Source organism: Variovorax sp. 22077 (assembly GCF_052044195.1).
GTDB lineage: Bacteria > Pseudomonadota > Gammaproteobacteria > Burkholderiales > Burkholderiaceae_C > Variovorax > Variovorax atrisoli.
This window is the reverse complement of sequence record NZ_JBQEQC010000014.1, coordinates 45,798-71,691: the sequence shown is the minus strand read 5'-3', so window position 1 is coordinate 71,691 and position 25,894 is coordinate 45,798. Positions and strand designations below refer to the sequence as shown.

Annotated in this window: 29 protein-coding genes; 15 read left to right on the top strand and 14 right to left on the bottom strand. The window is 69.3% G+C overall.

Annotation, left to right across the window (positions count from 1 at the left end; translation table 11 throughout):
* Positions 1-15 precede the first annotated feature (15 nt).
* Complete coding sequence (locus tag ACTJLF_RS20660) at positions 16-447, bottom strand: RidA family protein (protein WP_019656991.1); 432 nt, start codon at positions 445-447, stop codon at positions 16-18.
* Positions 444-1,418, bottom strand: a complete 975-nt coding sequence (locus ACTJLF_RS20655; protein ID WP_440883834.1) for a Bug family tripartite tricarboxylate transporter substrate binding protein — start codon at positions 1,416-1,418, stop codon at positions 444-446. Before ACTJLF_RS20655 ends, ACTJLF_RS20660 begins: the two co-directional genes overlap by 4 nt.
* Before the next feature lie 206 nt (positions 1,419-1,624).
* Between ACTJLF_RS20655 and ACTJLF_RS20650 the strand changes: the two genes are divergently transcribed.
* Together ACTJLF_RS20650 and ACTJLF_RS20645 are read left to right on the top strand one after the other, a co-directional pair.
* Entirely contained in the window at positions 1,625-2,257 is a 633-nt protein-coding gene (locus ACTJLF_RS20650) for a flavin reductase family protein (RefSeq protein ID WP_126183280.1), read from the top strand.
* A complete protein-coding gene (locus ACTJLF_RS20645) occupies positions 2,241-3,116 on the top strand; it encodes an IclR family transcriptional regulator (RefSeq protein ID WP_440883833.1) in 876 nt (291 codons plus the stop codon). The genes ACTJLF_RS20650 and ACTJLF_RS20645 overlap by 17 nt, the downstream gene beginning before the upstream one ends.
* Here ACTJLF_RS20645 and ACTJLF_RS20640 read toward each other — a convergent pair.
* Genes ACTJLF_RS20640 through ACTJLF_RS20630 form a run of 3 tightly spaced genes read right to left on the bottom strand, consistent with a single transcriptional unit; the run spans position 3,038 to position 5,367 of the window.
* Positions 3,038-3,301, bottom strand: a complete 264-nt coding sequence (locus ACTJLF_RS20640) for an oxidoreductase-like domain-containing protein (protein ID WP_440883832.1) — start codon at positions 3,299-3,301, stop codon at positions 3,038-3,040. The two genes, ACTJLF_RS20645 and ACTJLF_RS20640, sit on opposite strands and share 79 nt — an antisense overlap.
* 13 nt (positions 3,302-3,314) lie before the next feature.
* Positions 3,315-4,676: a sensor histidine kinase gene (locus ACTJLF_RS20635; protein ID WP_019656986.1), complete on the bottom strand. Its 1,362-nt coding sequence runs from the start codon at positions 4,674-4,676 to the stop codon at positions 3,315-3,317.
* A gap of 7 nt (positions 4,677-4,683) precedes the next feature.
* A complete protein-coding gene (locus tag ACTJLF_RS20630; protein WP_126183277.1) occupies positions 4,684-5,367 on the bottom strand; it encodes a response regulator in 684 nt (227 codons plus the stop codon).
* Between the two features lie 97 nt (positions 5,368-5,464).
* Here ACTJLF_RS20630 and ACTJLF_RS20625 point away from each other — a divergent pair, with 97 nt between their 5' ends.
* Positions 5,465-6,154 (top strand): phosphatase PAP2 family protein, encoded by a 690-nt coding sequence (locus tag ACTJLF_RS20625; RefSeq protein WP_440883831.1) that lies wholly within the window; start codon positions 5,465-5,467, stop codon positions 6,152-6,154.
* A gap of 16 nt (positions 6,155-6,170) precedes the next feature.
* On the opposite strand, the gene ACTJLF_RS20620 is transcribed toward ACTJLF_RS20625, so the two are convergent.
* On the bottom strand, positions 6,171-6,611 hold the full coding sequence (locus ACTJLF_RS20620) for a GlcG/HbpS family heme-binding protein (RefSeq protein ID WP_145761953.1): 441 nt from the start codon (positions 6,609-6,611) through the stop codon (positions 6,171-6,173).
* 88 nt (positions 6,612-6,699) lie between these two features.
* Between ACTJLF_RS20620 and ACTJLF_RS20615 the strand changes: the two genes are divergently transcribed.
* The gene (locus ACTJLF_RS20615) at positions 6,700-7,599 is read left to right on the top strand and encodes a LysR family transcriptional regulator (protein ID WP_145761952.1); all 900 of its coding nucleotides are present in this window, start codon (positions 6,700-6,702) and stop codon (positions 7,597-7,599) included.
* 33 nt (positions 7,600-7,632) lie between these two features.
* Here the strand turns inward: ACTJLF_RS20615 and lpxO are convergent, their stop codons facing one another.
* The 3 genes from lpxO to ACTJLF_RS20600 all read right to left on the bottom strand — a co-directional run bounded on the left by lpxO (position 7,633) and on the right by ACTJLF_RS20600 (position 10,740).
* Positions 7,633-8,529, bottom strand: coding sequence for a lipid A hydroxylase LpxO (gene lpxO / locus ACTJLF_RS20610; protein ID WP_019656981.1), 897 nt, complete (start codon positions 8,527-8,529; stop codon positions 7,633-7,635).
* A 103-nt stretch (positions 8,530-8,632) separates the two neighbouring features.
* Positions 8,633-10,060, bottom strand: a complete 1,428-nt coding sequence (locus ACTJLF_RS20605) for a sensor histidine kinase (protein WP_440883830.1) — start codon at positions 10,058-10,060, stop codon at positions 8,633-8,635.
* Positions 10,057-10,740 carry a response regulator gene (locus ACTJLF_RS20600; RefSeq protein WP_019656979.1) on the bottom strand — a complete coding sequence of 228 codons (684 nt, stop codon included), beginning with the start codon at positions 10,738-10,740 and terminating at the stop codon, positions 10,057-10,059. Before ACTJLF_RS20600 ends, ACTJLF_RS20605 begins: the two co-directional genes overlap by 4 nt.
* 242 nt (positions 10,741-10,982) lie before the next feature.
* On the opposite strand from ACTJLF_RS20600, the gene ACTJLF_RS20595 reads away from it, so the two are divergent.
* Together ACTJLF_RS20595 and ACTJLF_RS20590 are read left to right on the top strand one after the other, a co-directional pair.
* Positions 10,983-12,041, top strand: a complete 1,059-nt coding sequence (locus tag ACTJLF_RS20595; RefSeq protein WP_440883829.1) for an alpha/beta fold hydrolase — start codon at positions 10,983-10,985, stop codon at positions 12,039-12,041.
* Between the two features lie 67 nt (positions 12,042-12,108).
* The gene (locus ACTJLF_RS20590) at positions 12,109-12,462 is read left to right on the top strand and encodes a winged helix-turn-helix transcriptional regulator (RefSeq protein WP_019656977.1); all 354 of its coding nucleotides are present in this window, start codon (positions 12,109-12,111) and stop codon (positions 12,460-12,462) included.
* Between the two features lie 19 nt (positions 12,463-12,481).
* Here ACTJLF_RS20590 and ACTJLF_RS20585 read toward each other — a convergent pair whose 3' ends face one another.
* Genes ACTJLF_RS20585 through ACTJLF_RS20575 form a run of 3 tightly spaced genes read right to left on the bottom strand, consistent with a single transcriptional unit; the run spans position 12,482 to position 13,879 of the window.
* Complete coding sequence (locus ACTJLF_RS20585; RefSeq protein WP_440883828.1) at positions 12,482-12,883, bottom strand: OsmC family protein; 402 nt, start codon at positions 12,881-12,883, stop codon at positions 12,482-12,484.
* A complete protein-coding gene (locus ACTJLF_RS20580) occupies positions 12,880-13,407 on the bottom strand; it encodes a GNAT family N-acetyltransferase (RefSeq protein ID WP_440883827.1) in 528 nt (175 codons plus the stop codon). The genes ACTJLF_RS20585 and ACTJLF_RS20580 overlap by 4 nt, the downstream gene beginning before the upstream one ends.
* A gap of 4 nt (positions 13,408-13,411) precedes the next feature.
* A complete protein-coding gene (locus ACTJLF_RS20575) occupies positions 13,412-13,879 on the bottom strand; it encodes a winged helix-turn-helix transcriptional regulator (protein WP_019656974.1) in 468 nt (155 codons plus the stop codon).
* A gap of 128 nt (positions 13,880-14,007) precedes the next feature.
* Between ACTJLF_RS20575 and ACTJLF_RS20570 the strand changes: the two genes are divergently transcribed.
* A complete protein-coding gene (locus ACTJLF_RS20570; protein WP_440883826.1) occupies positions 14,008-15,309 on the top strand; it encodes a D-amino acid dehydrogenase in 1,302 nt (433 codons plus the stop codon).
* Between the two features lie 59 nt (positions 15,310-15,368).
* Here ACTJLF_RS20570 and ACTJLF_RS20565 read toward each other — a convergent pair whose 3' ends face one another.
* Positions 15,369-16,454, bottom strand: a complete 1,086-nt coding sequence (locus ACTJLF_RS20565; protein WP_019656972.1) for an aromatic ring-hydroxylating dioxygenase subunit alpha — start codon at positions 16,452-16,454, stop codon at positions 15,369-15,371.
* Between the two features lie 357 nt (positions 16,455-16,811).
* On the opposite strand from ACTJLF_RS20565, the gene ACTJLF_RS20560 reads away from it, so the two are divergent.
* The 8 genes from ACTJLF_RS20560 (at position 16,812) to ACTJLF_RS20525 (ending at position 24,968) form a co-directional block, all read left to right on the top strand.
* On the top strand, positions 16,812-17,852 hold the full coding sequence (locus ACTJLF_RS20560) for an ABC transporter substrate-binding protein (RefSeq protein WP_126183268.1): 1,041 nt from the start codon (positions 16,812-16,814) through the stop codon (positions 17,850-17,852).
* Entirely contained in the window at positions 17,849-18,376 is a 528-nt protein-coding gene (locus ACTJLF_RS20555; RefSeq protein ID WP_126183267.1) for a nucleoside deaminase, read from the top strand. The genes ACTJLF_RS20560 and ACTJLF_RS20555 overlap by 4 nt, the downstream gene beginning before the upstream one ends.
* Before the next feature lie 122 nt (positions 18,377-18,498).
* Entirely contained in the window at positions 18,499-19,329 is an 831-nt protein-coding gene (locus ACTJLF_RS20550) for an urease accessory protein UreD (protein WP_440883825.1), read from the top strand.
* Positions 19,330-19,446: 117 nt separating this feature from the next.
* Positions 19,447-20,361 (top strand): iron-containing redox enzyme family protein, encoded by a 915-nt coding sequence (locus ACTJLF_RS20545; RefSeq protein ID WP_440883824.1) that lies wholly within the window; start codon positions 19,447-19,449, stop codon positions 20,359-20,361.
* Entirely contained in the window at positions 20,358-21,305 is a 948-nt protein-coding gene (locus ACTJLF_RS20540) for a methyltransferase (RefSeq protein WP_132801025.1), read from the top strand. Before ACTJLF_RS20545 ends, ACTJLF_RS20540 begins: the two co-directional genes overlap by 4 nt.
* Positions 21,305-22,402: a hypothetical protein gene (locus tag ACTJLF_RS20535; RefSeq protein WP_440883823.1), complete on the top strand. Its 1,098-nt coding sequence runs from the start codon at positions 21,305-21,307 to the stop codon at positions 22,400-22,402. Before ACTJLF_RS20540 ends, ACTJLF_RS20535 begins: the two co-directional genes overlap by 1 nt.
* Before the next feature lie 14 nt (positions 22,403-22,416).
* Positions 22,417-23,259, top strand: coding sequence for a GNAT family N-acetyltransferase (locus ACTJLF_RS20530; RefSeq protein ID WP_440883822.1), 843 nt, complete (start codon positions 22,417-22,419; stop codon positions 23,257-23,259).
* Between the two features lie 149 nt (positions 23,260-23,408).
* Entirely contained in the window at positions 23,409-24,968 is a 1,560-nt protein-coding gene (locus tag ACTJLF_RS20525) for a diguanylate cyclase domain-containing protein (protein WP_440883821.1), read from the top strand.
* Here ACTJLF_RS20525 and ACTJLF_RS20520 read toward each other — a convergent pair.
* Positions 24,965-25,843, bottom strand: coding sequence for a LysR substrate-binding domain-containing protein (locus ACTJLF_RS20520; RefSeq protein WP_019656963.1), 879 nt, complete (start codon positions 25,841-25,843; stop codon positions 24,965-24,967). The two genes, ACTJLF_RS20525 and ACTJLF_RS20520, sit on opposite strands and share 4 nt — an antisense overlap.
* Positions 25,844-25,894: the final 51 nt, after the last annotated feature.

Here is a 25,894-nt window from a genome sequence, read left to right as displayed (position 1 = left end):
AGGAGAGGCAGGCGCTCAGGCGATCCAGGCGGTGAAGCTGCATTCGATGAGCTTGCCCATGTCGAGCTCGGGCGCGACGATGGCGTGGCGCGCCGGCCGCGAGGCGGCATCGGGGAACATCTCGAGCCAGGGCACGTTGAGTGCGGGCCGCTGGCTGCGGTCCTTCATCCACACGGTGAGCTTGACGATGTCCTGCGTGCCGCCGCCGGCCGCCTCCACGATGCGGCGGACGTTGTCGAGCATGAAGCGGCACTGCGCCTCGATGGTCTCGGCGGGCTTGCCGGTGGCCGGGTCGTTGCCCTGGATGCTGCCGCTCTCGAGCAGCGGCCCCACGCGGCAGGCCGCGGGAATCGGGTTCTTGTGGCCGAAGCCGTCGACATACACGCTGGTGCGCGCGGCGGGGGCGGCGCGCCCGAGGGCGGCGGTGGGTGAGTTGGGCGTGCTCATTCGGCGGAAATGTTGGATTGCTTGATGACCGGCATCCAGCGCGCGTCTTCCTTGGCCAGGAAGCGCGCGAACTGCTCGGGCGAACTGCCGCGGGCCTCGGAGCCCAGCGTCTGGAAGCGGGCGCGCACGGCCTCGTCGGCCAGGATCTTCTGCAGCGCGGCCGACAGCCGCGCGACGATCTCCTTAGGCGTGCCCTGCGGCGCGAGAACGCCGGTAAAAGTTTCGGTGCTGAAGTCCTTGAAGCCGGCCTCCTGCAGCGTCGGCACGTCGGGCAGCTGCGGCAGCCGCTTGGGCGACGTCACCGCGAGCGCGCGCGTTCGGCCCTGCTGGATGAACGGGCCGGCCACCGATATCTGGTCGAAGTTGAACTGCACCTGGCCGCCCAGCAGGTCGGTGGTGGCGGGCGCATTGCCCTTGTAGTGCACCGTGGTCCAGTGCGCGCCGCTTTCGCGCTGCAGGTACTCGCTCACCAGATGGTTCTGCGTGCCGGCGCCGGGCGAAGCCATGGTCAGCGTGTTGCCGGGCTTCTTCCCTTCCGCGACCAGATCGGCCACCGTCTTGTAGGGAGTGGAGGGATGCACCTGCAGCACCAGCGGCGTGAACGACACAGAGCTGACCGGCGTGAAATCCTTCTTCCAGTCGTAGGCGTTGCGCTTGAAGATGGTCGGCGAGAACAGGATCGGGCCGTTCGCGCCCATGAAGAAGGTGTAGCCGTCGGGCGCGGACTTGGCCACGTACTCGGCGGCGATCATGCCGCCCGCACCTGGGCGGTTGTCCACGATGAAAGGCTGCTTGAACGCAGCCTGCAGCTGCTCGCTGATGATGCGCGCGGCGCCATCGACGTTGCCTCCCGGCGGGTAGGGCAACACCAGCTTCACGGGTCTGTCGGGCCAGCCGGCCTGAGCCGATGCGATTGCGGGCGCGAAGGCCGCGCACACAGCCACGGCTGCGGTGGCGATGAGTTCTTTCAAGGTCTTGTCTCCTGCTTGCGTGCCGGCCCCGCAAGTGTGTTGCGCTGTGCACCGGCCACCCATGCACTCTAAGAATCCGGGTGCGGATGCTGCAACGCAATATGTCCTCGTTGTTCCATATGATGGACGTTTTCGAGAAGTCCGCGCCCGCCGGCTTCGACGCGCTGCGGACAATGCAGCCTCAGCCACCAAGGAAGGCCTCCCTCATGTTTCTCGATGCCGGCGACCTGTCGCCCGAAGCCACCTACCGCCTGATGAGCGGCATCGTCGTGCCGCGTCCCATCGCCTGGATCACCACGCTGTCGGACGCCGGCGTGGTCAACCTCGCACCGTTCTCATGCTTCACCTTCGTGTCGAACAAGCCGCCGATGCTGGGCGTGAACGTCGGCCGCAAGGCCGGCCGACGCAAGGACACCGGCGCCAACATCCACGCGCTGGGCGAGTTCGTGGTGAACATCGGAGACGCCTCGCAGATGGTCGCCATCCACGAGAGCAGCGCGGAGCACGCGCCCGACGTGAGCGAAACCGAACTGCTCGGCCTCGGCACGCTGCCGTGCACCACGGTGCGGGTGCCGCGCCTGGCCGATGCGCCCATCAGCATGGAATGCCGGCTGGAGCAGGTGATCTCCTTCGGCCGGACCGGCGCGGAGTTCATCGTCGGCGAGGTCACGGCCTTCCACATCCGCGACGGCCTGCTGCACGACGGCAAGGTCGACACCCGCGCCCTCGACCCGGTGTGCCGCATCGGCGGCCCGAACTACGCCACGCTGGGCGAGATCGTCACGCTGCGCGGCATGCAGCAGACGCCCAAGGCGGTCATGGATGGCGGCGCCGTCTAGCTCGATCGACGGCACCGACGCCGGCACTGCCGGCGCGCAGAGCGTGCGCCGCGCGCTTGCGGTGCTGCGCGTGCTGGCTACCGGCCAGGAGCGCGGCGTGCGCCTGACCGACGTGGTGGCGCACACCGGCCTCAACCGGCCGACAGTGCACCGCATCCTGCGCGTGCTGGTGGAAGAAGGCGCGGTCGAGCAGGACCCCGCCACGCGCCGCTACCTGGTCGGCGGCGAGGTCTCGCTGCTGGGGCTGGCGCGCTCGAGCCGCTTTCCCATCCGCGCGATCGCCGAGCCACACCTTCGCCACCTGAGCGAAAGCCTGGGCGACACGGCCTTCCTCACCATCCGCAACGGCACCGACTCGGTGTGCATCGACCGGCGGGCAGGCAGCTTTCCGGTGAAGGTGCTGTCGATCGAGATCGGCGCCCGGCGCCCGCTGGGCGTGGGTGTGAGTGGCCTCGTGCTGCTCGCGTCGCTGCCGCCCGCCGAGGCCGCCGAGGTGGTGGAACGCAACGTGCGGCGACTCGAAGCGCTGCGCATCGATCCCGCGGAACTGCTGGCGCGGGCCGTACGCGTGAGCCACGACGGTTATGCCTATGCGCCCGTGGGCGTGGTGCCCGGCTCGCGCGCTGTGGCGGTGCCTGTCCGCCTGGCCGACGGCCGCACCGTGGCCGGGTTGGCCATCGCGACCATCACCGAGCGCCTGCCCGATGCGCGGGTCGAGACCGTCGTGGCGCAGATGCATGAAAGAGCGCGGCTGATCGGAGCTCAGGCGGCGGAGCTCGCTCACCGCAAGTCGGCGCGGCGTGCCTCGGCTTCGGGCACGCCGTCGTCGAGCAACAGGGACGCTTCGTCGCGCCAGTAGTTCACCGCCGCCAGCCACCCCTCCCACACGCAGCCATTGCAGCCGCGGCCGCAGCAGGTGGTGGGCTCGGGCGGAGGTGGGCGCAGCGTGAGGCCTTGGACGTCGAGCAGGGCCTGCACACGCACGATCAGCGCTTGCGCGCCGGCGAGGTTGGAGGGTTCCGGGAGCTGGTCGATGGGGTTCATGGTGCAGAGGTCGTCAGGCCAGCAGGTTCAGTTCGAGCCGCATCTTCGCCCCGCCCGACTCGCTCGACCCGATGGTGAGCTGGCCGCCGTGCAGGCGCGCCACTTCGGCCACCAGATGCAGGCCCAGCCCCGCGCCGCGCCCGCGCGGCACCAGCCGGTGGAACGGCGCCACCACGCGCTCGCGGTCGGCTTCGGGAATGCCGGGGCCGGAGTCGAGCACCTCGAAGCCCGAAGGCTCCCACAGACGCACCTGGATGTCGCAGCCCTGCCCGCCGTGCTCGATGGCGTTCTGGATCAGGTTGCTCAGCGCGCGCTCCAGCGAGGGCGCATCGCCGCGCACCCACAGCGGCTTGGGCGCCTCCACCGACAGCGTGCAGCGGTTCATGATGGCCAGCGGCGCGATGTCGCCTGCCACGCGTTCGCACAGCGCCTTCAGGTCGACCTGCTGCCGGTCGTGCACCGCGACGTGGTCCAGCCGCTGCAGGTCGAGCAGCTGCTCGGCCAGCGTGGCCAGGCGCGCTGAGGCCTGCATGAGCTTGACCTTGAGCGGCCCCTCCTGCAGGCCTTCGAGATGGATCTGCAGCGTGGTGATGGGCGTGCGCAGCTCGTGCGCAGCATCGGCCAGGAAGCGCTCCTGCCGGTCGTAGCCTTCGTTGAGCCGGTCGAAGGCGCGGTTCACCGCGTTGACCAGCGGACGGATCTCGCTGGCCACGTTGGCCAGCGGCAGCCGCGTGGTGCGCTCGTGCACGTCGATGCTCTCGGCATGCTCGGCGGTGGCCACCACGCCCTTGAGGCCGCGCTTGACGACGAAAGGCGTGGCCAGGATCACGCCGAGGCAGGTCACCAGCGCCATCGGCGCCACCAGGAACAGGAAGGCGATGGCGGTGCCCTTGAGCGTGTTCTTCACGGTCAGCGGGCTGCCGGTCTGCGTCATCACGGCCACCATGCCCGCGCGCGTCTCCACGCGCTCGAAGCGGGCCTTGGGGCGCGTGTTGTCGCTCTCGGGGTCGACGGCCATGCGCTCCATGCCGTCGAGAGAATCGAAGAGCCTGGCGTAGATGGCCGGCACCTCGCCGTTGCGCACCTCGGAGCCCTTCGCGTCACGCGCGACGAACCAGAACGGCGGGTCGGCCTCGCGCAGGCGCTGCACTTCCGGCGTGGGCTCTATCGCCAGCTTGCCGTCGGGCGCATGCACCAGCGCGCGCTGGATGGCCTTGATGGTTTCCTGCCCGGTCTCGTCGACCACGCGCCCCAGCACCCAGGCGAGGCCCAGAAAACCGCCCATCACCAGCGCACCGACCACCACCTGCAGCAGGATCAGGCTCCAGATCAGTTGCCAGCGCAGCGAGAGCAGCGAGAGACGGCCCTGTTTCATGCGGTCGTCATGCTGCCGGGCGCGCCGCGCAGATCAGGTAGCCCACGCCGCGGATGGCGTGGATCTCGACCTGTGCGCCGGCCTTGTCGAGCTTGGAGCGCAGCCGCGAGATGTGCGTGTCGAGCGCGTTCGACTGGATGTCGTCCGCGTGGCCGTAGACGCGGTCCTGCATGGCCTCGCGCAGCACGGTGCGGCCGCGATGCTCGAGCAATGTCTCCAGCACCAGCAGTTCGCGGCGCGGCAGCGTGAGGCACTCGTCGCCCACGTGGACCTGCCGCGTGTGATGGTCGAAGCGCAGCTGCCCCAGCGTCATGACGAGGTTCGCGCGCACCGCGGGACGCCGTGCCAGCGCACGCACGCGTGCCATGAGCTCGTCCATGGAGAAGGGCTTGGCGAGATAGTCGTCCGCGCCGCCGTCCAGGCTCAGCACGCGCTCGGCCACGTCGGTCATCGCGGTGAGCACCAGCACCGCGGCGGGAATGTCGTTCTGGCGCAGGAAGGCCACCAGCGAAAGGCCGTCGCCGTCGGGCAGGCCACGGTCGAGCACGATCACGTCGTGCTGCGCCGACAGCGCCGCGTCCTCGGCCTCGCGCAGCGAGCCCGCCACGTCGACCACCGCCTGGTTCTGCCGCAGCGCCGAGGCCAGGGCTTGCGCGAGGTCGACTTCGTCTTCGACGAGCAGGATTCTCATGGGGGTGCGGAGGAAAGCAAGGCCGGCCATTCTAGGAGAGCCCCCCTCGCGGGCGTCGCAATGTTCACGCAATGCAGTTGCATAAGCTGGGACGCCAATGAACTCCCGCACGGCGACTACCTCCCCCGCACCTTGCATTCCCTGGTATCAGGCTTTGGGCCGGCGCATCGCCACGCTCTGGGTGGTGAAGATGATCGGCACCACCGTCGGCATCTCGGGCTTCTTCGCCATCTACTTCTGGGTGATGCACAACCCGTCTTCGGAGCCGACCGTGATGCCGCTCACGATGCTCGACCACTGGGTGGGCGTGAGCGACGACGCGATGCTGCTCTACGGCTCGCTGTGGTTCTACATCTCGCTCGCGCCGGCCCTCGCGAAGGACAAGGCGCAGTTGTGGACCTGCGCTCGCGATGCTGCTCTGATTGCAGGCGCGGGCCTCGCCGTGTTCTGGCTCTTCCCGACGACGGTGCCCGCGTTCTCGGTCGACTGGAGCCAGTACCCGTCGCTGCAGTTCCTGAAGACCGCCGACGCGGGCGGCAATGCCTTCCCCTCGCTGCACGTCGCGTTCGCCGTCTTCACCGCCGTGCTGATGGAGCGCCAGTTGCGCGAGGTGCGCGCCCCGGCATGGGTGCGAATGCTCAATCTGCTGTGGGCCTTCGGCATCGTCTATTCGACGCTGGCCACGCGACAGCATGTGCTGATCGACGTGGCCGGCGGCACGCTGCTCGCGGCGCTCGTCTGCTGGGCCCGCAGCACGCGCGAACGGCTGGTGCTGGCCGGGGCCTGAGAGGCAGCAGGTCGAGTCAGGCGGCTTGCGCGCCCGCGGCAGCCACCTGGGCGTCCTGTGTCGACTGCATGCCCGATACGCCGATGGCGCCGACCAGGCGGCCCTCGTGCATCAACGGCAGGCCACCCTCGAGCGGGCATGCGCCTTCGGTGGCCAGCAGGCGCAGGTTCAGGCCGCCCGCGGCCAGCGCTTCCTCGAACACGCGTGTCGGCCGCTTGAAGCGCACGGTGCTGCGCGCCTTGGCCTGCGCGATCTCGACGCTGCCGGTCTGCGCGTCATCCATCTTGTGCAGCACCACGAGGTTGGCCGCGCTGTCCATCACCGCGATGACCATCGGCCAGCCGTGGGCCCGGGCCTCGGCCTCGGCGGCGGTCGCCACGCGGCGCGCGACTTCGAGCGAGACGGGTGGCCCGTAGGCGATGACGGGTTGATGCTGCGGGATCGACGGGGTGCTCATGGTGCGAATTCCTTGAAGTGATGAACGATGCACCGGACAATAGTGGCGGGCAGAATGCCTGCCCATTCCCCAGAAATTCGCATCCGTTGTGCATGAATCGCCAGCTCCCTGCCCCGGCGGGCACGCTTCCCTCTCCTGGGACGACGTCCGCTTCTTCGTGGCCGTCGCGCGCGGGGGCAGTCTCTCGGGTGCGGCACGGCAGCTGCGCGTGGAGCATTCGACGGTCGCAAGACGGGTGGGCGCGCTGGAGTCGCACATCGGCGTGCGTCTTTTCGACCGCCTGCCGCGAAGCTGGACGCTGACACCCGAAGGCGAGGCGCTGCTCGTGCCCGCCGAACGGATGGAGCAGGAGGTGCTGGCCTTCGCGCGCGCCGCCGCCGCGAACACCGCGAGCCAGGGAACGGTCCGCGTATCGGCGCCACCGGCCTTCGCGAGCCACTTCATCGTGCCGCTGTGGACTGCGAACGCACATCGATGGCCCGGTATCGAGCTGGACATCGTCGGCGAACTGCGCAGCGCCAACCTGCAAAGGCGCGACGCGGACATCGCCATCCGCTTCATGCGCCCCACCGAGCCGGGCCTTGCTGCCCGCAAGCTCGGCGAACTGGCCTTTCGCCTCTATGCCGCGCCGGCGTGGCTCGCACGCCCTCAGGCCGACTGGCGGTTTCTCGGCTACAGCGATCCGCCTGGCAACGTGCCGCACCAGCAGCTGCTTGCGGACATCGCCGGCGCACGCCCCTTCGTGCTGCGCAGCAACGACCTGGCTGCCTTGCACAACGCCTGCCGTGGGGGGCTGGGCCTCGCGATGCTGCCGGACTTCATGGCGCGCGGCGACGCCGCGCTCGTCGAAGTGCCCGGCGAAGGCCGGCCCGTGATGCGAGAGGTGTGGAGCGTGGTGCACCCCGACGTGAGGCGCTCGCCGCGCGTCAGGGCCGTGGCCGACGCGCTGGCGGAGATGGTCGGCGACAGCGCCGGGCGCCTGCGCTGAAGGCAGCGGCGTGGCGCGCCGCTCTTCGGGCGGCTACCAGAAGATCCAGAGCGCCAGGCCGCCGAAGATGGCCCACTTCACGAGGTAGTACACCCGCTTGTCCCAGGCCTTGAGGCGCTTGCCGACCACGCGGATCTGGTAGATGTACTTGAAGGCGCGGTTGATGCCGCCGGTCTTGTCGCCGGCATCGTTGGGCGATGCGGCCGCGGCCAGCAGGTTCTTCGCGAACCAGCGGTTCACAGCGCTGGCCCAGCGGTACTTCAGCGGGCGCTCGATGTCGCAGAACAGGATCACCCGGTCGTGGTCGGTCGTGTTCTCGGCGTAGTGGATGTAGGTTTCGTCGAACACCACGGCCTCGCCGTCGCGCCAGTGGTAGCGCTGGCCGTCCACGTCGATGTAGCAGCCCTCGACGCCCGGCGTCCACAGGCCCAGGTGGTAGCGCAGCGAGCCGGCGAAGGGGTCGCGGTGGCGCACGAGGCGGCTGCCCGGCGGCAGCTCGGCGAACATCGCGGCCTTGATGGTGCCGATGCCCTTCAGCAGCTCGGTGGTGCGCGGGCACAGCACGGCGGCCGAGGGATGCGCATCGTCGTACCACTTCAGGTAGAAGCGCTTCCAGCCGCTCTTGAAGAAGGAGTTGAAGCCCACGTCGTTGAACTGGCTGGAGGCCTTGATGCTGCCGCCGTTGCGCATGGCCAGCGCTTCCTCGCGGATCACTTCCCAGTTTTCCTCGAGCACGCGCATCTCGGGGAACTCGGCAGGCGACAGGTAGGGCGTGCTCGGTACCTTCGAGAAGAGGTACATGAAGACGTTCAGCGGCGCCAGGAAGGTCGAGTGATCCGAGAGCTGCCTGAAGAAACGGTGCCGAACCTGGCCGCGGAAATGAACGTAGAGCGCGCTGAGCGCGAAGATGGCAAGAATGACCCACTTCATGGGAAAGAGTCCTGTAAACAGCGCCGGATAGTGTAATTCGTAGCCCCGATCCGGACCTGACCAGGCCATTTCGCCCTTTGGCCGTGCGCCCGACGAGGTTTCCTCAGCTGCACAGCATCGGCTGCGGCACATCGGCCACGGCCAGCGGCAGGCGCACGGTGGCCAGCAGGCCGCCGCTCGCGGTCGCGCCGAGCCTCACCTCCCCGCCATGCCGGTCGACCACGGACTTGACGATGGCCAGCCCCAGCCCGCTGCCGCTCTGGCTCTGGTCGGGGTTGCGGAAGAAGCGGTCGAACACCCGCTCGCGCAGCGCCGCCGGCACGCCGGGGCCCTGGTCCGCCACGGTCAGCACGGCGTGCGTGCCGTCGCGCGACACGTGCACGGCCACCGTGCCGCCGGGCGGGCTGTACTTGATCGCGTTGTTGATGAGGTTGTCGATCATCGAGACCAGGCTCTCGCGCTCGCCGAGCACCGGCACGCGGTCCTCGCAATCGAGTTCCAGCTCGATCCCGCGGGCACTGGCCAGGCTCTCGATCATGGCCAAGCGGTCCTGCACCAGTCCGTCGAGCGACAGCATGATGGGCAGTGCGCTGTCGGACACCGCGTCGCTGCGCATCAGCTGCAGCAGCTGCCCGACCAGCCGCGCCGCACGGTCGTTGCTGCGCAGCAGGTTGCCCATGAGCTCGCGCTGGCGCTCGTCGGTGCTCTGCTCCTTCAGCGCCTCCACGTTCACCCGCATCGCGGCCAGCGGCGTGCGCAGCTCGTGCGCGGCATCGGCGATCAGGCTGCGCTCGCGCGAGGTGCTGTCGCGCACCCGCTGCAGCAGGCTGTTGATGCTCTGCACCAGCGGCTGCAGCTCCTTGTGCGGCGGCATGTACGACAGCGGCGTGAGGTCGGCCGGCCCGCGCTCGGCGGTCTCCTGGCTCACCCGCCGCCATGGCCGCAGCGCGAGACGCACCGAAAGCCAGGCCGGAAACACCAGGAACGGCAGGCTGATGACCAGCGGCAGCAGGTAGTAGCCGCGGGACACCACCGTCACAGTGAGCCGCCAGACGCTGGGCTCGGCCAGCATGACGCGGATATCGCCTTCAGGCGAGGCCAGCGTGCGTGCGCGCCATTCGCGGCCTCCTGCCTTCACGGTTTCGATGCGATTCGGCTGGGTATTGAGGATGACGGGCGTACCGGCCGTCGAGCGATAGACCAGCCTGTCGGCCTGCCAGACCTGCAGGACCGGCGAACCGTCGGAGCTCCCGTCGCCGTCGCCGATGGCCTCCAGCAGCGCGGCATCGAAGGCCGCGATGGTCTCCTGCTGCTTGTCCGGCCGATCGGCCGTGTTCTTCGCGATGGCCATCACCGTCTGGAAGATCTTGTCGAACTTCAGCAGCTCGGGGTCTTCGTAGGAGTCGTACAGCAGCAGCGCGATGGCCATGGTCCACAGCAGCGCGACCACGCCCATCTGCGCGAGCAGCAGGCGCCGCATCAGGGAAGGTTGTTTCCAGTTCTTCCAGCGCCGCGCCAGCGCCTCGATCATTTCTGCGTGCTCCGCGCTAGCGATTGCACGTCGATCACATAGCCGATGCCGCGCACCGTGCGGATGTAGCCCTGGCCGATCTTCTTGCGCAGGTTGGAGATGTGCACCTCGAGCGAGTTGCTGCCGTTGGCCTGCCCGCCGGGCAGCACCTGCTCTTCCATCACGCGGCGCGTGACCACTCGGCCGGTGCGCTTGAGCAGGAGCGCGAGCAGGTCGAACTCGCAGCGCGAGAGCTCGACGGGCTCGCCGTCGACGATCACGCCGCGCGTGGGCTCGTGCAGCGCCAGGCCGCGCATGCGGATGGTCTCGTCGTTGAAGCCGTAGCTGCGGCGCGCGAGCGCACGCACACGCGACAGCAGCTCGGCCAGCGCGAAGGGCTTCACCAGGTAGTCGTCGGCCCCGTCGTCCAGGCTGCGCAGCCTGTCGTTGAGCGCATCGCGCGCGCTGAGCACCAGCACCGGCAGCATCTGGCGGTCGCGGCGCAGGCGGAACAGCAGGTCGAGCCCGTCGCCGTCGGGCAGGCCGAGATCGAGCAGCACCATGTCGAAGGTGCCGCCTTCGAGCGTGCGCAGAGCGTCCTCGAGCCTGCGCACCCACACCACGTCCATGCCTTGATTGGCCAGCGCGATGCGCACGCCGTTGCCGAGGTCAAGGTCGTCCTCAACAAGCAAGAGATTCATGAGCCTCCACGTGAACTGAACACTCCGTCCCCGGAATGTGGCGGAAGTATCTGCCAAGCGCCCAGGGCGCACTTCAGGAAATCTTCATGAACGCCGAAGCAGGTCTTCAGGTGCGGCCGGGACACTGGCGCCATCCCTGCAAACGGAAACGGAACAACCCGGTGAATGGCCTGCCCTCGCTAGACGCACGTACTGCCCGAACCAATCACTACGGCCTGCGCCGACGCGACGTCCTCCATGCCATGGCACTGACCGGCGCCGCGGGCCTTGCAGCCTGCGGCGGCGGCAACCGTGGCGGCGTCCGGGCCGGCGAGGTCGGTGGGGCGGGCAACGGCGGCGGCAAGCCCATCGTCATCGATCGCCGGGTCAAGGTCTCTGCCTCGCCCGAGGTCTCGCTGCAGGTGCGCGACTGGCAGCCGCCCGGGAGCACCGGTCCCGTCATCGTGCTGCTGGCCGGGCTGGGCGGCAATGCACGCTACTTCGACAGCCTCGCGCCCGCACTGGCGGCGAGATCACGCGTGGTCGCCATCAGCCGGCGCGGCTACGGGCTTTCGGACAAGCCACTGCCAGTGAAGACCGCCACGCAGTACTACGAGGTCGACACGCTGGTCGCGGACCTGAAGGCGGTGCTCGATGCGCTGGGAGTGCAGCGCGCGGTGCTGGCCGGTCATTCGATCGCGGGCAACGAGCTCACCAGATTCGCGGGACTGCATCCGGAACGGACGCAGGGCCTCGTCTACCTGGACACCACCTTCGACTACACCGTCGAAGGCGACAGCGAAGGCGAGACCGTGCCGGACAACCGCCTGCTCCACGAACCCAGGCCGACGCCGGACGACGGCCGGTCCCTGCAGGCCGCCATCGCCTTCTTCCGGCGCAACTCGAAGAACTGGTGGCCTGCGCTGGAACCGAACCTGCGCGACGCCATCGACATACGCACCGACGGGAGCGTGCGCCTCAATACCCCCGATGAAGTGGAGACCGCCGTGGATACAGCCGCACATTCGTTCTCACCCGACTACAAGGCCGTGCGCGCGCCATCGCTGGTAGTGACCGCCCTGCCCGCCGACAACCGCGACATGTTCCCGTGGCTGGAGCTGCCGCTCGACGCGAAGACACAGAAAGACGCTGCCGACTACCTGCGCATCTTCCGCCGCGTGGCCATCACGAATTCGAACCAGCTCGTGGCGGCGCTCGACACGCCGAACCGCCTGACCCTGGACCACGCCAGCCACGGCGACTTCCTCATGGAACGCGAAGCCGAGGTGCTTCGCGCCATCCAGTTCATGACATGGGCCTGAGCCGTGATCGATGGCGGGCGCGCGGCCACCCGCCTGCCCGAACAAAAGCATTCACCAGCGAATCGAGATGAAATCGAAGAAGACCAACGGAAGCGGCATCTGCGCCGCCTTCGACGTGATCGGCGGCAAGTGGAAAGCCGTCATCCTTTGGGAGCTGCACGTGCAGCCGCTGCGCTTCGGCGAGCTGAAGCGGGCGCTGCCCGACATCAGCGAGAAGATGCTGATCCAGCAGCTGCGCGAGATGGAGACCGACGGCATCGTCCACCGCGAGGTGTTCCACGAGGTGCCGCCGCGCGTGGAGTACTCGGAAACGAAGCTGGGCGCCACGCTCAGTGCGTCGCTCGCGCCGCTGGCCGACTGGGGCGACCGCCATGCGAAGCGCGTGGAGGCCGCGCGCACGCGGACAGGGTCCGCAAAGTAATGGGCCGGCCGGAGCCGGCTCAGTCCGCCCAGCCGGTCTCGATCTCGGTCTTCACCTCGGTCATGAGCTTGTGCACCGGGCACTTGCCGGCCACGCGAAGAAGTTCGTCGCGCTGCGCCTCGCTCAGGTTGCCGCTCACGCGCAGGCCCGACTTGAGGCGGTAGACGCCCTTGCGCTCCTCGCTGTCGTCACGGTCGACCACCACCTCGATGTCTTCCACCGGGATGCCCTTGCGGCGCGCGTAGATCAACGCGGTGAGCGCCTTGCAGGCTGCGAGCGATGCGTCGTACAGGTCGTGCGGCTCGGGGCCGGCGTCGCTGCCGCCGCCGGCGGGCGAGGCATCGACCGGGATCTCGTGGTTGCGGATCTTCAGGATGTGGCGGGTGCCGGTGATGCCGTCGCGGCGGATCGTGATGCTCATGCGTGTTTCCTCGCGGAGTTGGTTGCGGTGAGGGGAGAAAGCGTCTTCACGTAAAGGATGGTGGTGAAGCCGCTATGCCATTCGAGGTCGGGGTAGCGGCCGGCCTCGCGGTAGCCGAGCGCGAGGTAGAAGCCCTGGCTCTGCATGTTGAAGGTGTCGGTCTCGAGCCGCGCGAGCTGCACGCCATCGGCGCGCATGCCGTCTTCCGCGAAGGCCATCAGCGCCCTCGCGATGCCCTTGCGCTGGTGTCTGGCCGGTACGTGCAGGGCGTGCACGAAGTCGTGCTCCCAGTGCACCATGCCGACCACCTCGCCGTCGATCTCAGCCACGAAGAAGTCCGGGCCCTTCTCGTCGATGTAGCCGACGGGGGCGCCGCTCTCCCGGTAGGCCTTTGCGGCATCCGGCGTGAGCTGCGGCAGCCAGGTGCCGGCGAAGGTGTCGTCGAGGATGGCCTTCACCGCGTCGAAGTCTTCGAGGCGCCACGGCCGGATCGTGACGCCGGGAACGTCGTTGTTGGTTCTCATCGGTTCAGCGGTCCACGGCCAGCATCAGCGTTTCCTTGATTTCCTCCATCACCACGTAGCTGTGCGACTCCGCCGCCACCGGCAGCTTCTTGAGGATGTCGCCCAGCAGGTGCCGGTATTCGCTCATGCCGCTCAGCCGCGCCTTCACGAGGTAGTCGAAGCTGCCCGACACCAGATGGCATTCGAGCACCTCGGGCATGTGCAGCAGCTCCTTGCGGACCTTGTCGAACACGTCGCCAGACTTGGCCGAGAGCTTGATTTCCACGAACACCAGCAGCGTGCGGCCCAGCGCCTCGGGCGAGACGTGGGCGTGGTAGCCGGTGATGACGCCGTCGCGCTCCATGCGCTTGACGCGCTCGGCGCACGGCGAGGCCGACAGGCCGATGTGCTCGGCCAGTTCTGTCATGGACATGCGGCCCTGGCGCTGCAGGACGTCGAGGATCTTGCGGTCTATGCGGTCGAGTTCGGGCATTTCACTCCGGCGGCGGCATGGGAAGGTTTTTGGCAGTGTATTCCACTGCCGAATCGAATAAATCAGTGGAATCCACTGCCTTGAGGACTTTAGATTCCATTCATTCCATTTGAATCGGCGAATACACCATGAAAGTCATCGTTCTCGGCGGCGGCGTGATCGGCACCACCACGGCCTACTATCTCGCCCGTTCGGGCGCCGAGGTCACCCTGCTCGACAGGCAGGCCGGCCCCGCCGAGGAAACCAGCTTCGGCAACGCCGGCCAGGTGTCGCCCGGCTACTCCACGCCCTGGGCGGCGCCGGGCATCCCGCTGAAGGCGATCAAGTGGATGTTCAAGAAGCACGCGCCGCTGTCGATCCGCCCCGACGGCACGCTGTTCCAGCTGCGCTGGATGGCCGCCATGCTGCGCAACTGCTCGCCCGAGGCCTATGCGGTGAACAAGGAGCGCATGATGCGCGTGGCCGAATACAGCCGCGGCTGCCTGCAACAGCTGCGCGCCGACACCGGCCTGCAGTACGAGCAGCGCACCGGCGGCACGCTGCAGCTCTTCCGCACGCAGGCCCAGCTGGACGCGGTGGAACGCGACATCGCCGTGCTCGAGGAATGCGGCGTCCCTTATGAACTGCTCGATCGCGACGGCCTCGCCCGCATCGAGCCCGCGCTGGCCGGCGCGCGCGACCGCCTCACCGGCGGCCTGCGCCTGCCCAACGACGAAACCGGCGACTGCCACCTCTTCACCCGCGGCCTCGCCGAGATCGCACGTGGCATGGGCGTCGACTTCCGCTTCGGCCAGACCATCGCCGCGCTCGAGACCGACGGCGGCCGCATCACCGGCGTGCGCACCACCTCCGGCAAGATCCTCACGGCCGACCGCTACGTGATGGCCTTCGGCAGCTACTCGCGCGCCGCCATCGCCTCGCTGGGGCTGGACATCCCGGTGTACCCGGTCAAGGGCTACTCGCTGACGGTGCCGCTCGTCGACGAATCGCTCGCGCCGCAATCGACCGTGCTCGACGAGACCTACAAGGTGGCCGTCACCCGCTTCGACAACCGCATCCGCGTGGGCGGCATGGCCGAGCTCGGCGGCTTCGACCTGCGCCTGAACCCGGCGCGCCGCGCCACGCTCGAGAAGGTGGTCACCGACCTCTTCCCCGGCGGCGACGTGCCCCGTGCCACCTTCTGGACCGGCCTGCGCCCGATGACGCCCGACAGCACCCCCATCGTCGGCGGCACGCGCTACCCCAACCTCTACCTGAACACCGGCCACGGCACCCTGGGCTGGACCATGGCCTGCGGCTCGGGCAAGCTCATCTCCGACATGGTGATGGGCCAGCGCCCGGAGATCCGCACCGACGGCCTGGCGATGGACCGCTACGAAGCAGGCTCCTCGCACGCCGGAACGCCGCGCCCTGCTACCGCAGCCGCCTGAGAACGAGGGCGGGGAGCGGGCGGGCCTGCGCGAAGTCCGCCCCCGGACTCAAGCAGCCTTCAGGCAGCCTTCGCGATGGGAATCACGGCGTTCTCGTCCATCCCGCGATAGACCTCCGCCTCCCCGTGCTTCGCAAGCAACTGCATCAGGTGCTTGCGGATCAGCATCCCCGGCCGGTCCGACTCCATCGAATACTCCACGCCGCGCCGGCGGGTGTCGACCAGCGCGTCGGGGTCGGTCGATTCGAGGATGTCCTTGTCCTCGCGCGTCACGGCTTCGTCGAAGTCGATCAGCATCTGAGCGGTGCAGTCGGCCTCGGTGTCGTTGCGGAAGAGCCACTGGCACAGCTGCATGCGGCCGTCGTCGATGGGCGTGAAGCAGTTGATGATGATGTGGCGCACGCCGCTCGGGTACTCGATGTCGAGTCGGCGCGAGAAGGGCAGGAAGTAGGCGTTGCGCATGTGGCGCGTGGTGATCGGGTCGGTCACGCCGCTGATCGCGTGGAACTTCACCGGGTTGGTCGCCTCGATGATCGTCTCGGCGTAGAAGCCCGTGTCGTTCTCCACCAGTTCGTACTTGCTCGGCTTCGGGCTCGCGGCCACGCCGAAGGTGGCGCGGTGCACGAAGCTGAAGTGCGAGTTGTCGAAGGAGTTCTCCAGCGCACGCATCGGGCTGGTCTGCCACTCTTCGTAGAACTGGAAGATGGTGCGGTAGCCCGGGTCGTCGAACTCCGGAATCGAGGGGATGTCGGCGATGGGCTCTTCAAGAGCTACCCACGCATAGCCGTAGCGGGCTGCGCAGCGGTAGGCCGTGGTGCGGTACTCGGGCGAGATCTTGCGGTCGGCTTCGTACTGCGGGATGCGGATGACCTGGCCGCTGCGGTCGTAAGTCCAGCCGTGGTAGCCGCACTGGATCGCACCGGTGCCGCAGGCCTGGCCTTCGCTGTCCACGCACCAGCCCTTGGAGAGCTTCGCGGTGCGGTGGCAGCAGCGGTCGCGCAGGGCGGCGGGCTGGCCGTCGGCATCGATGAAGAGGACGATGTCTTCGCCGAGCAGCCTGAAGGGCTTCGGGCCGTTGGCCAGTTCGGTGAGCGGCATGACGGCATGCCAGAACTTGCGGAAGACGGGTTGACGGGTGACGAGCATGCGCGGACTCCTTCTGTGGTCGTGGGGGACGAACGTGAAAGAGCAATTTCCCGCCGGGATGCGTGGGGCACCGCGCGGCTGAACGCTTCTACTCTGCGCAGACTGCCTTGCAAGTTGCGCGCCCGGATTGTGGCGCCTCGGGCCCGCCGCACCAAGCCCCATCGCCAATGCCCGACCAAAGCCCTTGGCATGCCTCGTGCATCACCGGGCGCAAGAGTAGAAGCGTTCAGCAGCGCACGCACCACGACTGTGCGCCCGCCCGGAAATTGCTCTTGAGACGCCCGCCGCCCTCTTCCCGAAGATCTTCCTCGGGGTCAGTGCGAACGGATCCAAGACACGAAGCTTCCGAGGCCCCACATGCAACGTCGATCCTTCCTTGCGGCCACTACCGCAACCATTGCAGCCATCGCCGCCCCCGCCGTGCTCGCGCAGGGCGGCAAGCTCACCCCGCTCAAGTTCACGCTCGACTTCCGCATCAACGGGCAGACCGCTCCCTTCTTCCTCGCGCTGGCCAAGGGCTACTACAGGGACGAAGGCCTGGACGTGACCATCGACACCGGCGCCGGCTCGGTGGCCTCCATCACGCGCATCGCGAGCGGCGTCTACCAGCTGGGGCTGGGCGACATCAGCTCGCTGATCGAGTTCAACGCGCAGAACCCCGGCACGCCGGTGGTGCAGGCGGTCTACCAGTACTACAACCGCGCACCGTTCGCGATCATCGGCCGCAAGGACCGCGGCGTGACCGCCGACTTCAAGAGCCTCGCAGGCAAGAAAGTCGCGGCCGCGGCCGTCGAATCGACGCGCCGCGCCTGGCCGCTGGTGGCGCGCAAGCAGGGCATGCGCCCCGACGCCTTCCAGTGGCAGACCACCGACTTCAGCGCGCGCGACAACGTCATGGTGCGCGGCGACGTCGATGCCGCCACCTACTTCCACGACTCGGCCGTCTCGCTCTTCGCGCGCATGAAGCCCGAGGAGCTGTCGGTGCTCAAGTACGCCGACGCCGGCGTGAACCTGTACGGCAACGCCATCCTCGCGGGCAGCAACCTCATCGCGCAGAACCCGAAGGTGGTGGCCGCCTTCCTGCGCGCGAGCAACCGCGCCATCGTCGAGACCTTCGCCAACCCGGCGCCGAGCATCGCGGCCATGCGGCAGCGCGAGCCCATCCTCGATGAGAAAATCGAGATCGAGCGCTGGGGCATCACCGCTCAGTACGTGGGCGCGGCAGACACGCAGGGCCATGGCCTCGGCGACATCAGGAAGCTCACGCTGGAGCAGCAGGTCGACGAGGTGGCCGATGTCTTCGGCCTGAAGGTCAAGCCTGCGTCCGACGCCATCTTCAACACCTCCATGCTTCCATCGCGCAGCGAACGCACTCTTCCCAAGTCCTCCAAGGCATGAACGACCAAATCGACAACAACAGGACCTCCTATCCGCCGGAGACCGCGCTCGACGAGCGCGACGGGCGCTACCTGCGCAAGGCCATCGTGTGGTCGCACGCGGCACGGCGCAGGGGCAACCGCCCCTTCGGCTGCGTCATCGTCTCGGCCGCCGGCGAAGTGCTCTCCGAGGCCGCCAACAGCAATGCCGAGACCGGCGACTGCACCGCCCATGCCGAGGTCAACGCGCTGCGCGCGCTGGCCGGGCGCGGGCTCTCGCGCGAGGAGCTGGCGGGCGCCACGCTCTATGCGTCGGGCGAGCCCTGCGTGATGTGCGCGGGCGCGATCTTCTGGTCGAACATCGGCCGCGTGGTGTTCGGCATCGACGCCGAGCGGCTGCGCGTGTTCCGCGGCGAGCGGCAGGACCAGCGCGACGCCGAGCTGTCGTGCCGCGACGTGTTCCGCGCATCGCCGCATCCGATCGAATGCATCGGGCCGGCGCTCATCGACGAGGCCAGCGCCGCGCACGATGGCGCCTGGAAATAGGCTCTCCCCCAGGCTTCGCGCACTTCGTGTCGATTCGCCACCCCCTTCCGGGGGCAACACCTGCGGCCCGGCAGAGCCGGTTCCGCGGTGTTCCACGAAAACACCCCGACTAGACTCGCCGGATGTCCTGGCACGCCCGTCTCCATCTCTCCTATCAGCACGAATCCGAACGCACCGTCGCCCGCTTCCGCCATGACGGGCCGCTGCGCATCCTGCAGAGCCTGTATCCGGAGGGCGATGCGGTCTGCCACAACGTGCTGGTGCATCCGCCGGGCGGGCTGGTGGGTGGCGACACGCTCGACATCGAGATCGAAGGGGCCGATGGCAGCCACGGCCTCATCACCACGCCCGGCGCATCGCGCTTCTACCGTTCCGAAGGCGACCTCGCGCTGCAGCGCACGCGCATCCGCCTCGCGGCCGGCGCGCGGCTCGAATGGCTGCCGCTCGAAGCCATCTGCTACAGCGGCTGCCGGGCCGAGAACCGGCTCAGCATCGAGGTAGAGCCCGGCGCCGAGCTGATCGGCTGGGACGTGACCGCGCTGGGCCTGCCCAACGCCGGCCAGCCTTTCGAGCGCGGCACCTACCTGCAGCACATCGAGGTGCCCGGCGTCTGGCTGGAACGCGGACGCATCGACGCGGCCGACCACCGGCTGCTGCAGAGCCCCATCGGCCTGGGCGGCCACCGCTGCATGGCGTCGCTGTTCTTCGTCGCGGGCTCGCCGGTGGCACGCGCCCGGCGTGACGCGCTGCTCGCGCATGCGCGCTCGCTGCTGGAGGCCAGCCCCCTGGCCGAGAGCGCCGGCGCCACCAGTCCGCATGCCGAAGTGGTGGTGCTGCGCGTGCTGGCGCCCGTGGTCGAGCCCGCGATGCAGCTGCTGCGCCAGGTATGGCTGGCATGGCGCGCGGAGCTCTGGCGGCTGCCGGCGGCCACGCCGCGCATCTGGTCGACCTGAAGCCGTTTCCCTGCGCGCACCCTGCACCAGGGTGGAATCTGTAGGCCCCGTCTGACGGACAGCCGCCGCGCAAAGGCGCACTCTGCCCCTTTGCCCAGCGGATGACGAGGATCGGCCATGTCCACTGACGACACCCCGGACGCCAGCGCAGACACCAGCACACGTGCCGGCGCACAGCTGCACCGCCGCCTGGCGAGGTTCAACGCCGCGCGGCTGAGGCCCGGCATCCCTTCGCCCTGGTGGAAGGACGAGCTCGCCGAAGAGCAGGCCTGCCGGCTGCTGGAAGGCGAGTTCGTCGAAGCGCTGCGCACCACGGTGCAGGCGGCGGCGTCGGCTTCCACGGGCAACGCGGCCCACTTCGTCACGTGGTTCGAGTCGCTGGAGCAGACCGGGCCCGGCCAGCACCATCGGCTCTTCGACTGGCTCGCCAGCGAGGCGACCCTGCCGCAGATGCGCTGGTTCCTCACGCAGGAGGCCGCGGGCGAGGCAGGCTTCGAGGACCTGCTGGCCTGCACCCAGGTCAAGCTGCCGCCGCAGCCCAAGCTGGAATGCGCGCGCAATTTCTGGGACGAGATGGGCCACGGCAAGCAGAGCGTCATGCACGGCCAGATGCTGGAGCAGATGGTGCGCGAGCTCGACCTGCATCCGGCCATCGACACCACCGTATGGGAGTCGCTCGCCCTCGCCAACACCATGGTCGCGCTGGCGACCACGCGGCGCTATGCCTATCACTCGATCGGCGCGCTCGGCGTCATCGAGCTCACTGCCCCGGGGCGCGTGAAGCAGGTGGCCGCCGGCATGCGCCGCCTGGGCCTGAGCGGCCGCGCGCGCGCCTACTTCGACCTGCATGCGGCGCTCGACGTGTCGCACTCGCGCGCATGGCTGCGCGAGGTGATCCGGCCGCTGGTCGAGGCCGATCCGGCCTGCGGGCAGTTCATCGCCGAAGGCGCGCTGATGCGGCTGTCCTGCGGGGAGCGCTGCTTCGAGCGCTACACCGCCGAACTGCGCGAGGCCGAGGAGCTGGCCGCATGATGGACGCGGCCGGCGTGCTGCGCCAGGTGGCGGCCACGGGCTATCGCTTCACCACCGTGACGCCGCTCACCCACCAGCGCGTGCTCGCGCGGCGCGGGCGCGAGCCGGGCACCACGCTGCGCGACATCTTCGGCTGGAACCTCCCCTTCGAGCCGCGCGCAGTGCCGCCGCAGCTGCTGGCCGCGATGGAGCATGCAGGCGTCGTTCAGCGCACCGGGTCGCTGCTGCGCAGCACGGTGCGCATCGCCAGCCTCGGGGACGACCTGTTCCTGCACTCGGCCTACCCCACGGTCGAAGAGAAGGCCGTGTTCTTCGGCCCCGACACCAGCCGCTTCGCGCGCTTCATCCGGCACGCATTGGATCGGCATGCGGCCCAATCCACGCCCCTGCGCGTGCTCGACGTGGGCTGCGGCAGCGGCGCGGGCGGCATCGCGGTGGCGCGTGCGCTGGCCGCCGCCGACACGCCCGCGACGCTCGTGATGAACGACATCAACCCGCTCGCATTGCAGTACACGGCCGTCAATGCGCAGGTGGCGGGCGTCGAGGTCACGCTCGCACAGGGCGATGCGCTCTCCGCCGTCGAGGGCGACTTCGACCTGATCGTGTCGAACCCGCCCTACCTCGACGACGCCGCGCAGCGCGCCTACCGCCACGGCGGCGCACGGCTCGGGCGAGCGCTGAGCGTGCGCATCGCGGCGGAGTCGCTCAGGCGGCTCGCGCCGGGTGGGCGGCTGCTGCTCTACACCGGCGTGGCGATGGTCGACGGCGAAGACCCCTTCCTCGCCGAGATGCGCCCGCTGCTGGCGGGGCCGGGCTTCGAATGGTCGTATGCCGAGATCGACCCCGACGTTTTCGGCGAAGAGCTCGAACGGCCGGTGTACGCGCACATCGACCGCATCGCCGCCGTGGGCCTCGTCGCCACGCGCAGGCCGGAGGCCGTGTGATGGCGGCGGAACTGGAGCTCGGCGGTGCCGACGCTTCGCGGCTGGCCGTGGTGCGCGAATGCAGCCTGCTGGAGCGCATGCCCAAGTGGCTCATCTGCGTGCCGCTGGTGGTGCAGTGGCTGTGGCTGTCGCTGCGCCACGGCGGCGCCACCGTGCCCTGCGCAGCCAACCCGCACATCACCTCGGGCGGCATGGCGGGCGAAGGCAAGCTCGAATACTTCCGGGGCATGGGGCCGCTGGCGCGCTCGGTCACGGCCGACTACTGCGCGGTGTTCAACGACGGCACGGCGACCGAGGCATCGCTGCAGCAGGCTATCGCCGCGGAGGGCCTTGCCTTTCCGCTGGTCGCCAAGCCCGACCTCGGCCTGTGCGGCTACGGCGTGCGGCTGCTGGCCGACATGGCGGCGCTGCGTGACTACCTCGCCGTCTTTCCGCAGGGCGAGACGGTCGTGCTGCAGCGCTACCTGCCGCAGGAAGGCGAGGCGGGCATCTTCTACGCACGCGATCCCGCCACCGACGAAGGCCGCATCGTCGGCCTGGCGCTGCGCTACTTTCCGCGCGTGACGGGCGACGGCCGCAGCACCGTGGCCGAGCTCGTGGCGGCCGACGTGCGGGCACGCCGCATCGCGCGCTCGCCGCGCCACCGATGCAGCGTGCCGCCCGACAGCGTGCCGGCGGCCGGCCAGCAGGTGCGGCTGGCGACCATCGGCTCCACGCGCGTGGGCGGCCTCTACCGCAATGGCGCATCGCTCGTCACGCCGGAGCTGGTGCGCGCCATCGACGCCGTCGCGCGCGACATGCCCGACTTCCGCTTCGGGCGCTTCGACGTGCGCTACGAGAGCCTGCGCGAACTCGCCGCCGGGCGCGGCTTCACGATCATGGAAGTCAACGGCGCGGGCTCCGAAGCGATCGAGGCATGGGACCCGGACATCGGCCTGGTCCAGGGCCTGCGCATGGTGTTCGCCAAGCAGCGGCTGCTGTTCGCCATCGGCGCGGCGCAGCGCAAGGCCGGCGTGCGGCCCATCGGCCTGCTCAAACTCGCGCGGCTCAACCGGCGGCAGAACCGCCTGGTCAGCCGCTATCCACCTTCCAACTGAGTGGCTCCACGCACATGGACATCTCCTCCTCGCAAGCCCTGACCGACCGTTCGTTCGCCGCTCGCGGTGCGTCTTCCGGCACCTCTTCCGGTGCCATGCCCGCGCTGGAGACCCGCTGGGCCGATTGCGAGGAAGACGTGCGCGACGCGCAGCGACTGCGCTTTCGCGTGTTCGCGCTGGAGATGGGCGCGCACCTCAGGCCCCCGGCGGGCACGCCGCCCGGCCTGGACGTGGACCGCTTCGACGGCTACTGCGACCACCTGCTGGTACGCGCGGTCGATCCGGTGAACGGACCCGGCCCGCTCATCGGCACCTACCGCGTGCTCACGCCGGGCGCGGCGCGGCGCGCGGGCGGCTTCTACACCGACACCGAGTTCGACCTCTCCCCGATCGCTCCGCTGCGCGGCAATGCGCTGGAACTGGGCCGCTCCTGCGTGGACGCCGACTGGCGCTCGGGCAGCGTCATCATGGCGCTGTGGACCGCACTGGGCCAGTACATGGTCGACCACGCGCTCGACACCATGATCGGCTGCGCCAGCATCGGCCTGGACGACCACGGCGCGACCGCCGCGCGGCTGTGGCAGCGGCTGTGCCGCACGCACCTGGTGGAAGAGCGCTGGCGCGTGGAGCCGCGCATCGCGCTGCCGCTGGACGCCGAGGCTGACAGCGATGCGGACAGCGACACCCCGCCGCCGGCCGCACCGCCGCTCATCAAGGGCTACCTGCGCTGCGGCGCGCGGCTGCTCGGGCCGCCCGCGCTGGACCTGGCCTTCAACACGGCCGACCTGCCGCTGATGCTGCGGGTGGACGACGTTTCGCCGCGCTACCGGCAGCATTTCTTCGGGGTCGCGGGCTGAAGCCGGGCGGCGGGCGAAGGCCCGAAGAAGGGCCTTGGGAAGGCATCGGATAAAGTCCCGCACCTACCGCCTCCAGACCCGACGCCAGAGTGACCCTCAGAAAATCCGCAACAAGCCTGGTTTTCCGTCTGCTCGTCATGGGTCTGGCGATGGCGTTCGTCGGAACCGCCGCCAGCTACATCCAGCTCAGCCGGTTCCTGCGCGAGGACCTCACGCAGTCGGTGGCTGCGCAGCAGACGGCACTGGCCGCCTACGTGGCCCGCGACGTCGACAACTACCTGGACGAGCGGCTGGCTTTCCTCGAACGGCTGGCGGGCGCCATGCCTGCCGGGCTCCTCGCGCAGCCCGGCCAGCTGCGGGCCTGGCTCGCCGAGCGGGGCGCGCTCGGCGGCCTCTTCCCCCTGGGCCTGAGCGTGGCCGACACCCGCGGCAAGCGGCTCGACGACGCCGCACAGCCGGCCGCGGACGGTCCGGAATTCGCCGCCGCGCGCGCCGGCCAGCGCGCGATCGGCCGCCCTCATGCGACGCCCTCCGGGCACTCTGCGCTGCCCATGGCTGTGCCCGTGCGCAACAGCGCGGGCCAGGTGGCCGCGGTGCTGCTGGGCACGGCCGACCTCACGGCCGACGGCCTGCTCGACCACCTGCAGGACGGCCGCGTGGGCCAGAGCGGCGGCATTCTCGTGATCTCGCCGCGCGACCGGCTCTTCGTCGCCTCCACGGATGTCTCGATGTCGCTCACGCCGACGCCGCGCGAAGGCGTGAACCTGCTGCACGACCGCGCCATGGCGGGCTATCGCGGCAGCGGAACCACGCGCAATGCCAAGGGCATCGACGAAATCTCGGCCATCGCCTCGGTGCCGACGAGCGGCTGGTTCGTGGTGGCGCGGCTGCCCGTCGCGGAGGCGCTGGCGCCGGTGGGGCGGATGCAGTCCTTCATCCTGCAGCAGCGCGGGCCCGCGGTGTCGGCGGTGCTCATCGTGCTCGGCTTGGTCATGGCCTGGCTGCTGCGGCCGCTGTTCCGCGCCGCCGACGAAGCCGACCGCATGACCCGTGGCGAACTCCCGCTCGCACCGCTGAAGGTGGTGCGCGACGACGAGATCGGCCATCTCACCCAGGCCTTCAACCGCCTGCTGGCCAAGCTGCTCGACAACCAGGAGGCGCTGCAGCGCATCGCCCATCACGACACGCTCACCGGCCTGCCCAACCGCAAGCTGCTCGACGACCGGCTGCAGCAGGCGCTGGCCCACGCCGGCCGGCAGGGGCACAAGGTGGCGGTGCTGTACCTCGACCTCGACGGATTCAAGGGCCTCAACGACACCTTCGGCCACGAGGCCGGCGACAAGGCCCTGCAGGAAATCGCGCGCCGGCTGCAGGCGCTGGTGCGGCAGACGGACACGGTGGCGCGCATCGGCGGCGACGAGTTCGTGCTGCTGGCCACCGGCCTCAACGAGCCCGCCAACGAGGGCGCGCAGGTGCTGGCGCAGCGGTGCATCGACGCGATCGCCGAGCCGCTGCCGCTGGACCGGGCTCGCACGGCGATCGGCGTGTCGATCGGCATCGCCCTGGGCGACGGCAGCGAGACGCCGCGCGACCTGCTCGCAGCTGCCGACAAGGCCATGTACCGGGCCAAGCAGGGCGGGCGCGGCACTCACGCGATGTCCGCGGCGAATGCGATGCCCGAGATGTCGGGCGCGGCGTCCAGGCCCTAGGCCGGCATGTCCGTGCGCGGCAGCCGCAGCTGCTTCTTGAGCGTCTCGAACACCTGCCGCGTGACCGGATTCACCACGTGGCTGCGCACGTAGAGGTAGTAGGCCAGGTCGGGCAGCCGCGGCATGCCGTCGCCCGCGCCCAGCACGCGCAGGCCTGCATCGAGCTGCTCCACGCCGCGCGCCGTCACGCCCAGCCCCGCGCGCAGCGCGGCCTTGATGCCGATCAGGCTCGACGAGGTGTAGCGCGGCGTCCAGGCCACGCCGGCCGTGTCGAGCGCCTCGTGGCCGATGCGGCGGAAGATGCTGGGTCCGTCGGCCATGATGAGCGGCACCGGCTTCGTCGGATCGTGCACGTAGCTCGCCGCGCACAGCCACACGGTGGGCGAGTTGCGCAGCACCACGCCTTCGAACTGCGACTGCGCGTCGGCGCGGTTGGAGATGATCATGTCGACCTCGCCGCTCTTGAGCGAGGTCATCAGGTAGGGGCTGCGGCCGATGTGGATGTCGAGCTGCAGCAGCGGCGAGGTGCGCGCCACCTCTGCCAGCAGCAGCGGCAGCATGGTCTCGGCCACGTCGTGCGGCGCGCCGATGCGCAGGTTGCCTTCGAGCTGGCCCTGCCGCAGGCTGCGCAGCGCCTCGTCGTTCAGCGCCAGCATGTGGTGCGCGTAGGTAAGCAGCCTCTCGCCGTGCTCCGTCAGCCGCTTCTGCCGGCCCTGCTTGGCGAAGAGCGGGTGGCCGATCTGCTCTTCGAGCCGCTGCATCTGCTGCGTGATCGCCGACTGCGTGCGCCCCAGGTGCACTGCCGCCGCCGCGAAGCTGTGATGGCTGACGACGGCCGCGAAGGAGCGCAGCAGTTCGAGATCGAGCGTGGGCATGTATTAATTTTATTGAAGTGTTTCCTGCGCGAGCTGGATTGTTGCGTCATG

What these genes read in the sequence shown, in the direction of transcription:
- ACTJLF_RS20585 (WP_440883828.1), bottom strand. Translation starts at nt 12,883, where the DNA reads ATGAGCATCACGATCCGCCGCGACGGCATCACCGGCACCCGCCACATC.
- ACTJLF_RS20640 (WP_440883832.1), bottom strand. Translation starts at nt 3,301, where the DNA reads ATGAACCCCATCGACCAGCTCCCGGAACCCTCCAACCTCGCCGGCGCG.
- ACTJLF_RS20525 (WP_440883821.1), top strand. Translation starts at nt 23,409, where the DNA reads ATGGCGTTCGTCGGAACCGCCGCCAGCTACATCCAGCTCAGCCGGTTC.
- ACTJLF_RS20565 (WP_019656972.1), bottom strand. Translation starts at nt 16,454, where the DNA reads ATGCTCGTCACCCGTCAACCCGTCTTCCGCAAGTTCTGGCATGCCGTC.
- ACTJLF_RS20540 (WP_132801025.1), top strand. Translation starts at nt 20,358, where the DNA reads ATGATGGACGCGGCCGGCGTGCTGCGCCAGGTGGCGGCCACGGGCTAT.
- ACTJLF_RS20555 (WP_126183267.1), top strand. Translation starts at nt 17,849, where the DNA reads ATGAACGACCAAATCGACAACAACAGGACCTCCTATCCGCCGGAGACC.
- ACTJLF_RS20570 (WP_440883826.1), top strand. Translation starts at nt 14,008, where the DNA reads ATGAAAGTCATCGTTCTCGGCGGCGGCGTGATCGGCACCACCACGGCC.
- ACTJLF_RS20650 (WP_126183280.1), top strand. Translation starts at nt 1,625, where the DNA reads ATGTTTCTCGATGCCGGCGACCTGTCGCCCGAAGCCACCTACCGCCTG.
- ACTJLF_RS20605 (WP_440883830.1), bottom strand. Translation starts at nt 10,060, where the DNA reads ATGATCGAGGCGCTGGCGCGGCGCTGGAAGAACTGGAAACAACCTTCC.
- ACTJLF_RS20600 (WP_019656979.1), bottom strand. Translation starts at nt 10,740, where the DNA reads ATGAATCTCTTGCTTGTTGAGGACGACCTTGACCTCGGCAACGGCGTG.
- ACTJLF_RS20620 (WP_145761953.1), bottom strand. Translation starts at nt 6,611, where the DNA reads ATGAGCACCCCGTCGATCCCGCAGCATCAACCCGTCATCGCCTACGGG.
- ACTJLF_RS20660 (WP_019656991.1), bottom strand. Translation starts at nt 447, where the DNA reads ATGAGCACGCCCAACTCACCCACCGCCGCCCTCGGGCGCGCCGCCCCC.
- ACTJLF_RS20630 (WP_126183277.1), bottom strand. Translation starts at nt 5,367, where the DNA reads ATGAGAATCCTGCTCGTCGAAGACGAAGTCGACCTCGCGCAAGCCCTG.
- ACTJLF_RS20575 (WP_019656974.1), bottom strand. Translation starts at nt 13,879, where the DNA reads ATGCCCGAACTCGACCGCATAGACCGCAAGATCCTCGACGTCCTGCAG.
- ACTJLF_RS20530 (WP_440883822.1), top strand. Translation starts at nt 22,417, where the DNA reads ATGGACATCTCCTCCTCGCAAGCCCTGACCGACCGTTCGTTCGCCGCT.
- ACTJLF_RS20545 (WP_440883824.1), top strand. Translation starts at nt 19,447, where the DNA reads ATGTCCACTGACGACACCCCGGACGCCAGCGCAGACACCAGCACACGT.
- ACTJLF_RS20535 (WP_440883823.1), top strand. Translation starts at nt 21,305, where the DNA reads ATGGCGGCGGAACTGGAGCTCGGCGGTGCCGACGCTTCGCGGCTGGCC.
- ACTJLF_RS20625 (WP_440883831.1), top strand. Translation starts at nt 5,465, where the DNA reads ATGAACTCCCGCACGGCGACTACCTCCCCCGCACCTTGCATTCCCTGG.
- ACTJLF_RS20635 (WP_019656986.1), bottom strand. Translation starts at nt 4,676, where the DNA reads ATGAAACAGGGCCGTCTCTCGCTGCTCTCGCTGCGCTGGCAACTGATC.
- ACTJLF_RS20580 (WP_440883827.1), bottom strand. Translation starts at nt 13,407, where the DNA reads ATGAGAACCAACAACGACGTTCCCGGCGTCACGATCCGGCCGTGGCGC.
- ACTJLF_RS20645 (WP_440883833.1), top strand. Translation starts at nt 2,241, where the DNA reads ATGGCGGCGCCGTCTAGCTCGATCGACGGCACCGACGCCGGCACTGCC.
- ACTJLF_RS20520 (WP_019656963.1), bottom strand. Translation starts at nt 25,843, where the DNA reads ATGCCCACGCTCGATCTCGAACTGCTGCGCTCCTTCGCGGCCGTCGTC.
- ACTJLF_RS20590 (WP_019656977.1), top strand. Translation starts at nt 12,109, where the DNA reads ATGAAATCGAAGAAGACCAACGGAAGCGGCATCTGCGCCGCCTTCGAC.
- ACTJLF_RS20595 (WP_440883829.1), top strand. Translation starts at nt 10,983, where the DNA reads ATGGCACTGACCGGCGCCGCGGGCCTTGCAGCCTGCGGCGGCGGCAAC.
- ACTJLF_RS20560 (WP_126183268.1), top strand. Translation starts at nt 16,812, where the DNA reads ATGCAACGTCGATCCTTCCTTGCGGCCACTACCGCAACCATTGCAGCC.
- lpxO (WP_019656981.1), bottom strand. Translation starts at nt 8,529, where the DNA reads ATGAAGTGGGTCATTCTTGCCATCTTCGCGCTCAGCGCGCTCTACGTT.
- ACTJLF_RS20550 (WP_440883825.1), top strand. Translation starts at nt 18,499, where the DNA reads ATGTCCTGGCACGCCCGTCTCCATCTCTCCTATCAGCACGAATCCGAA.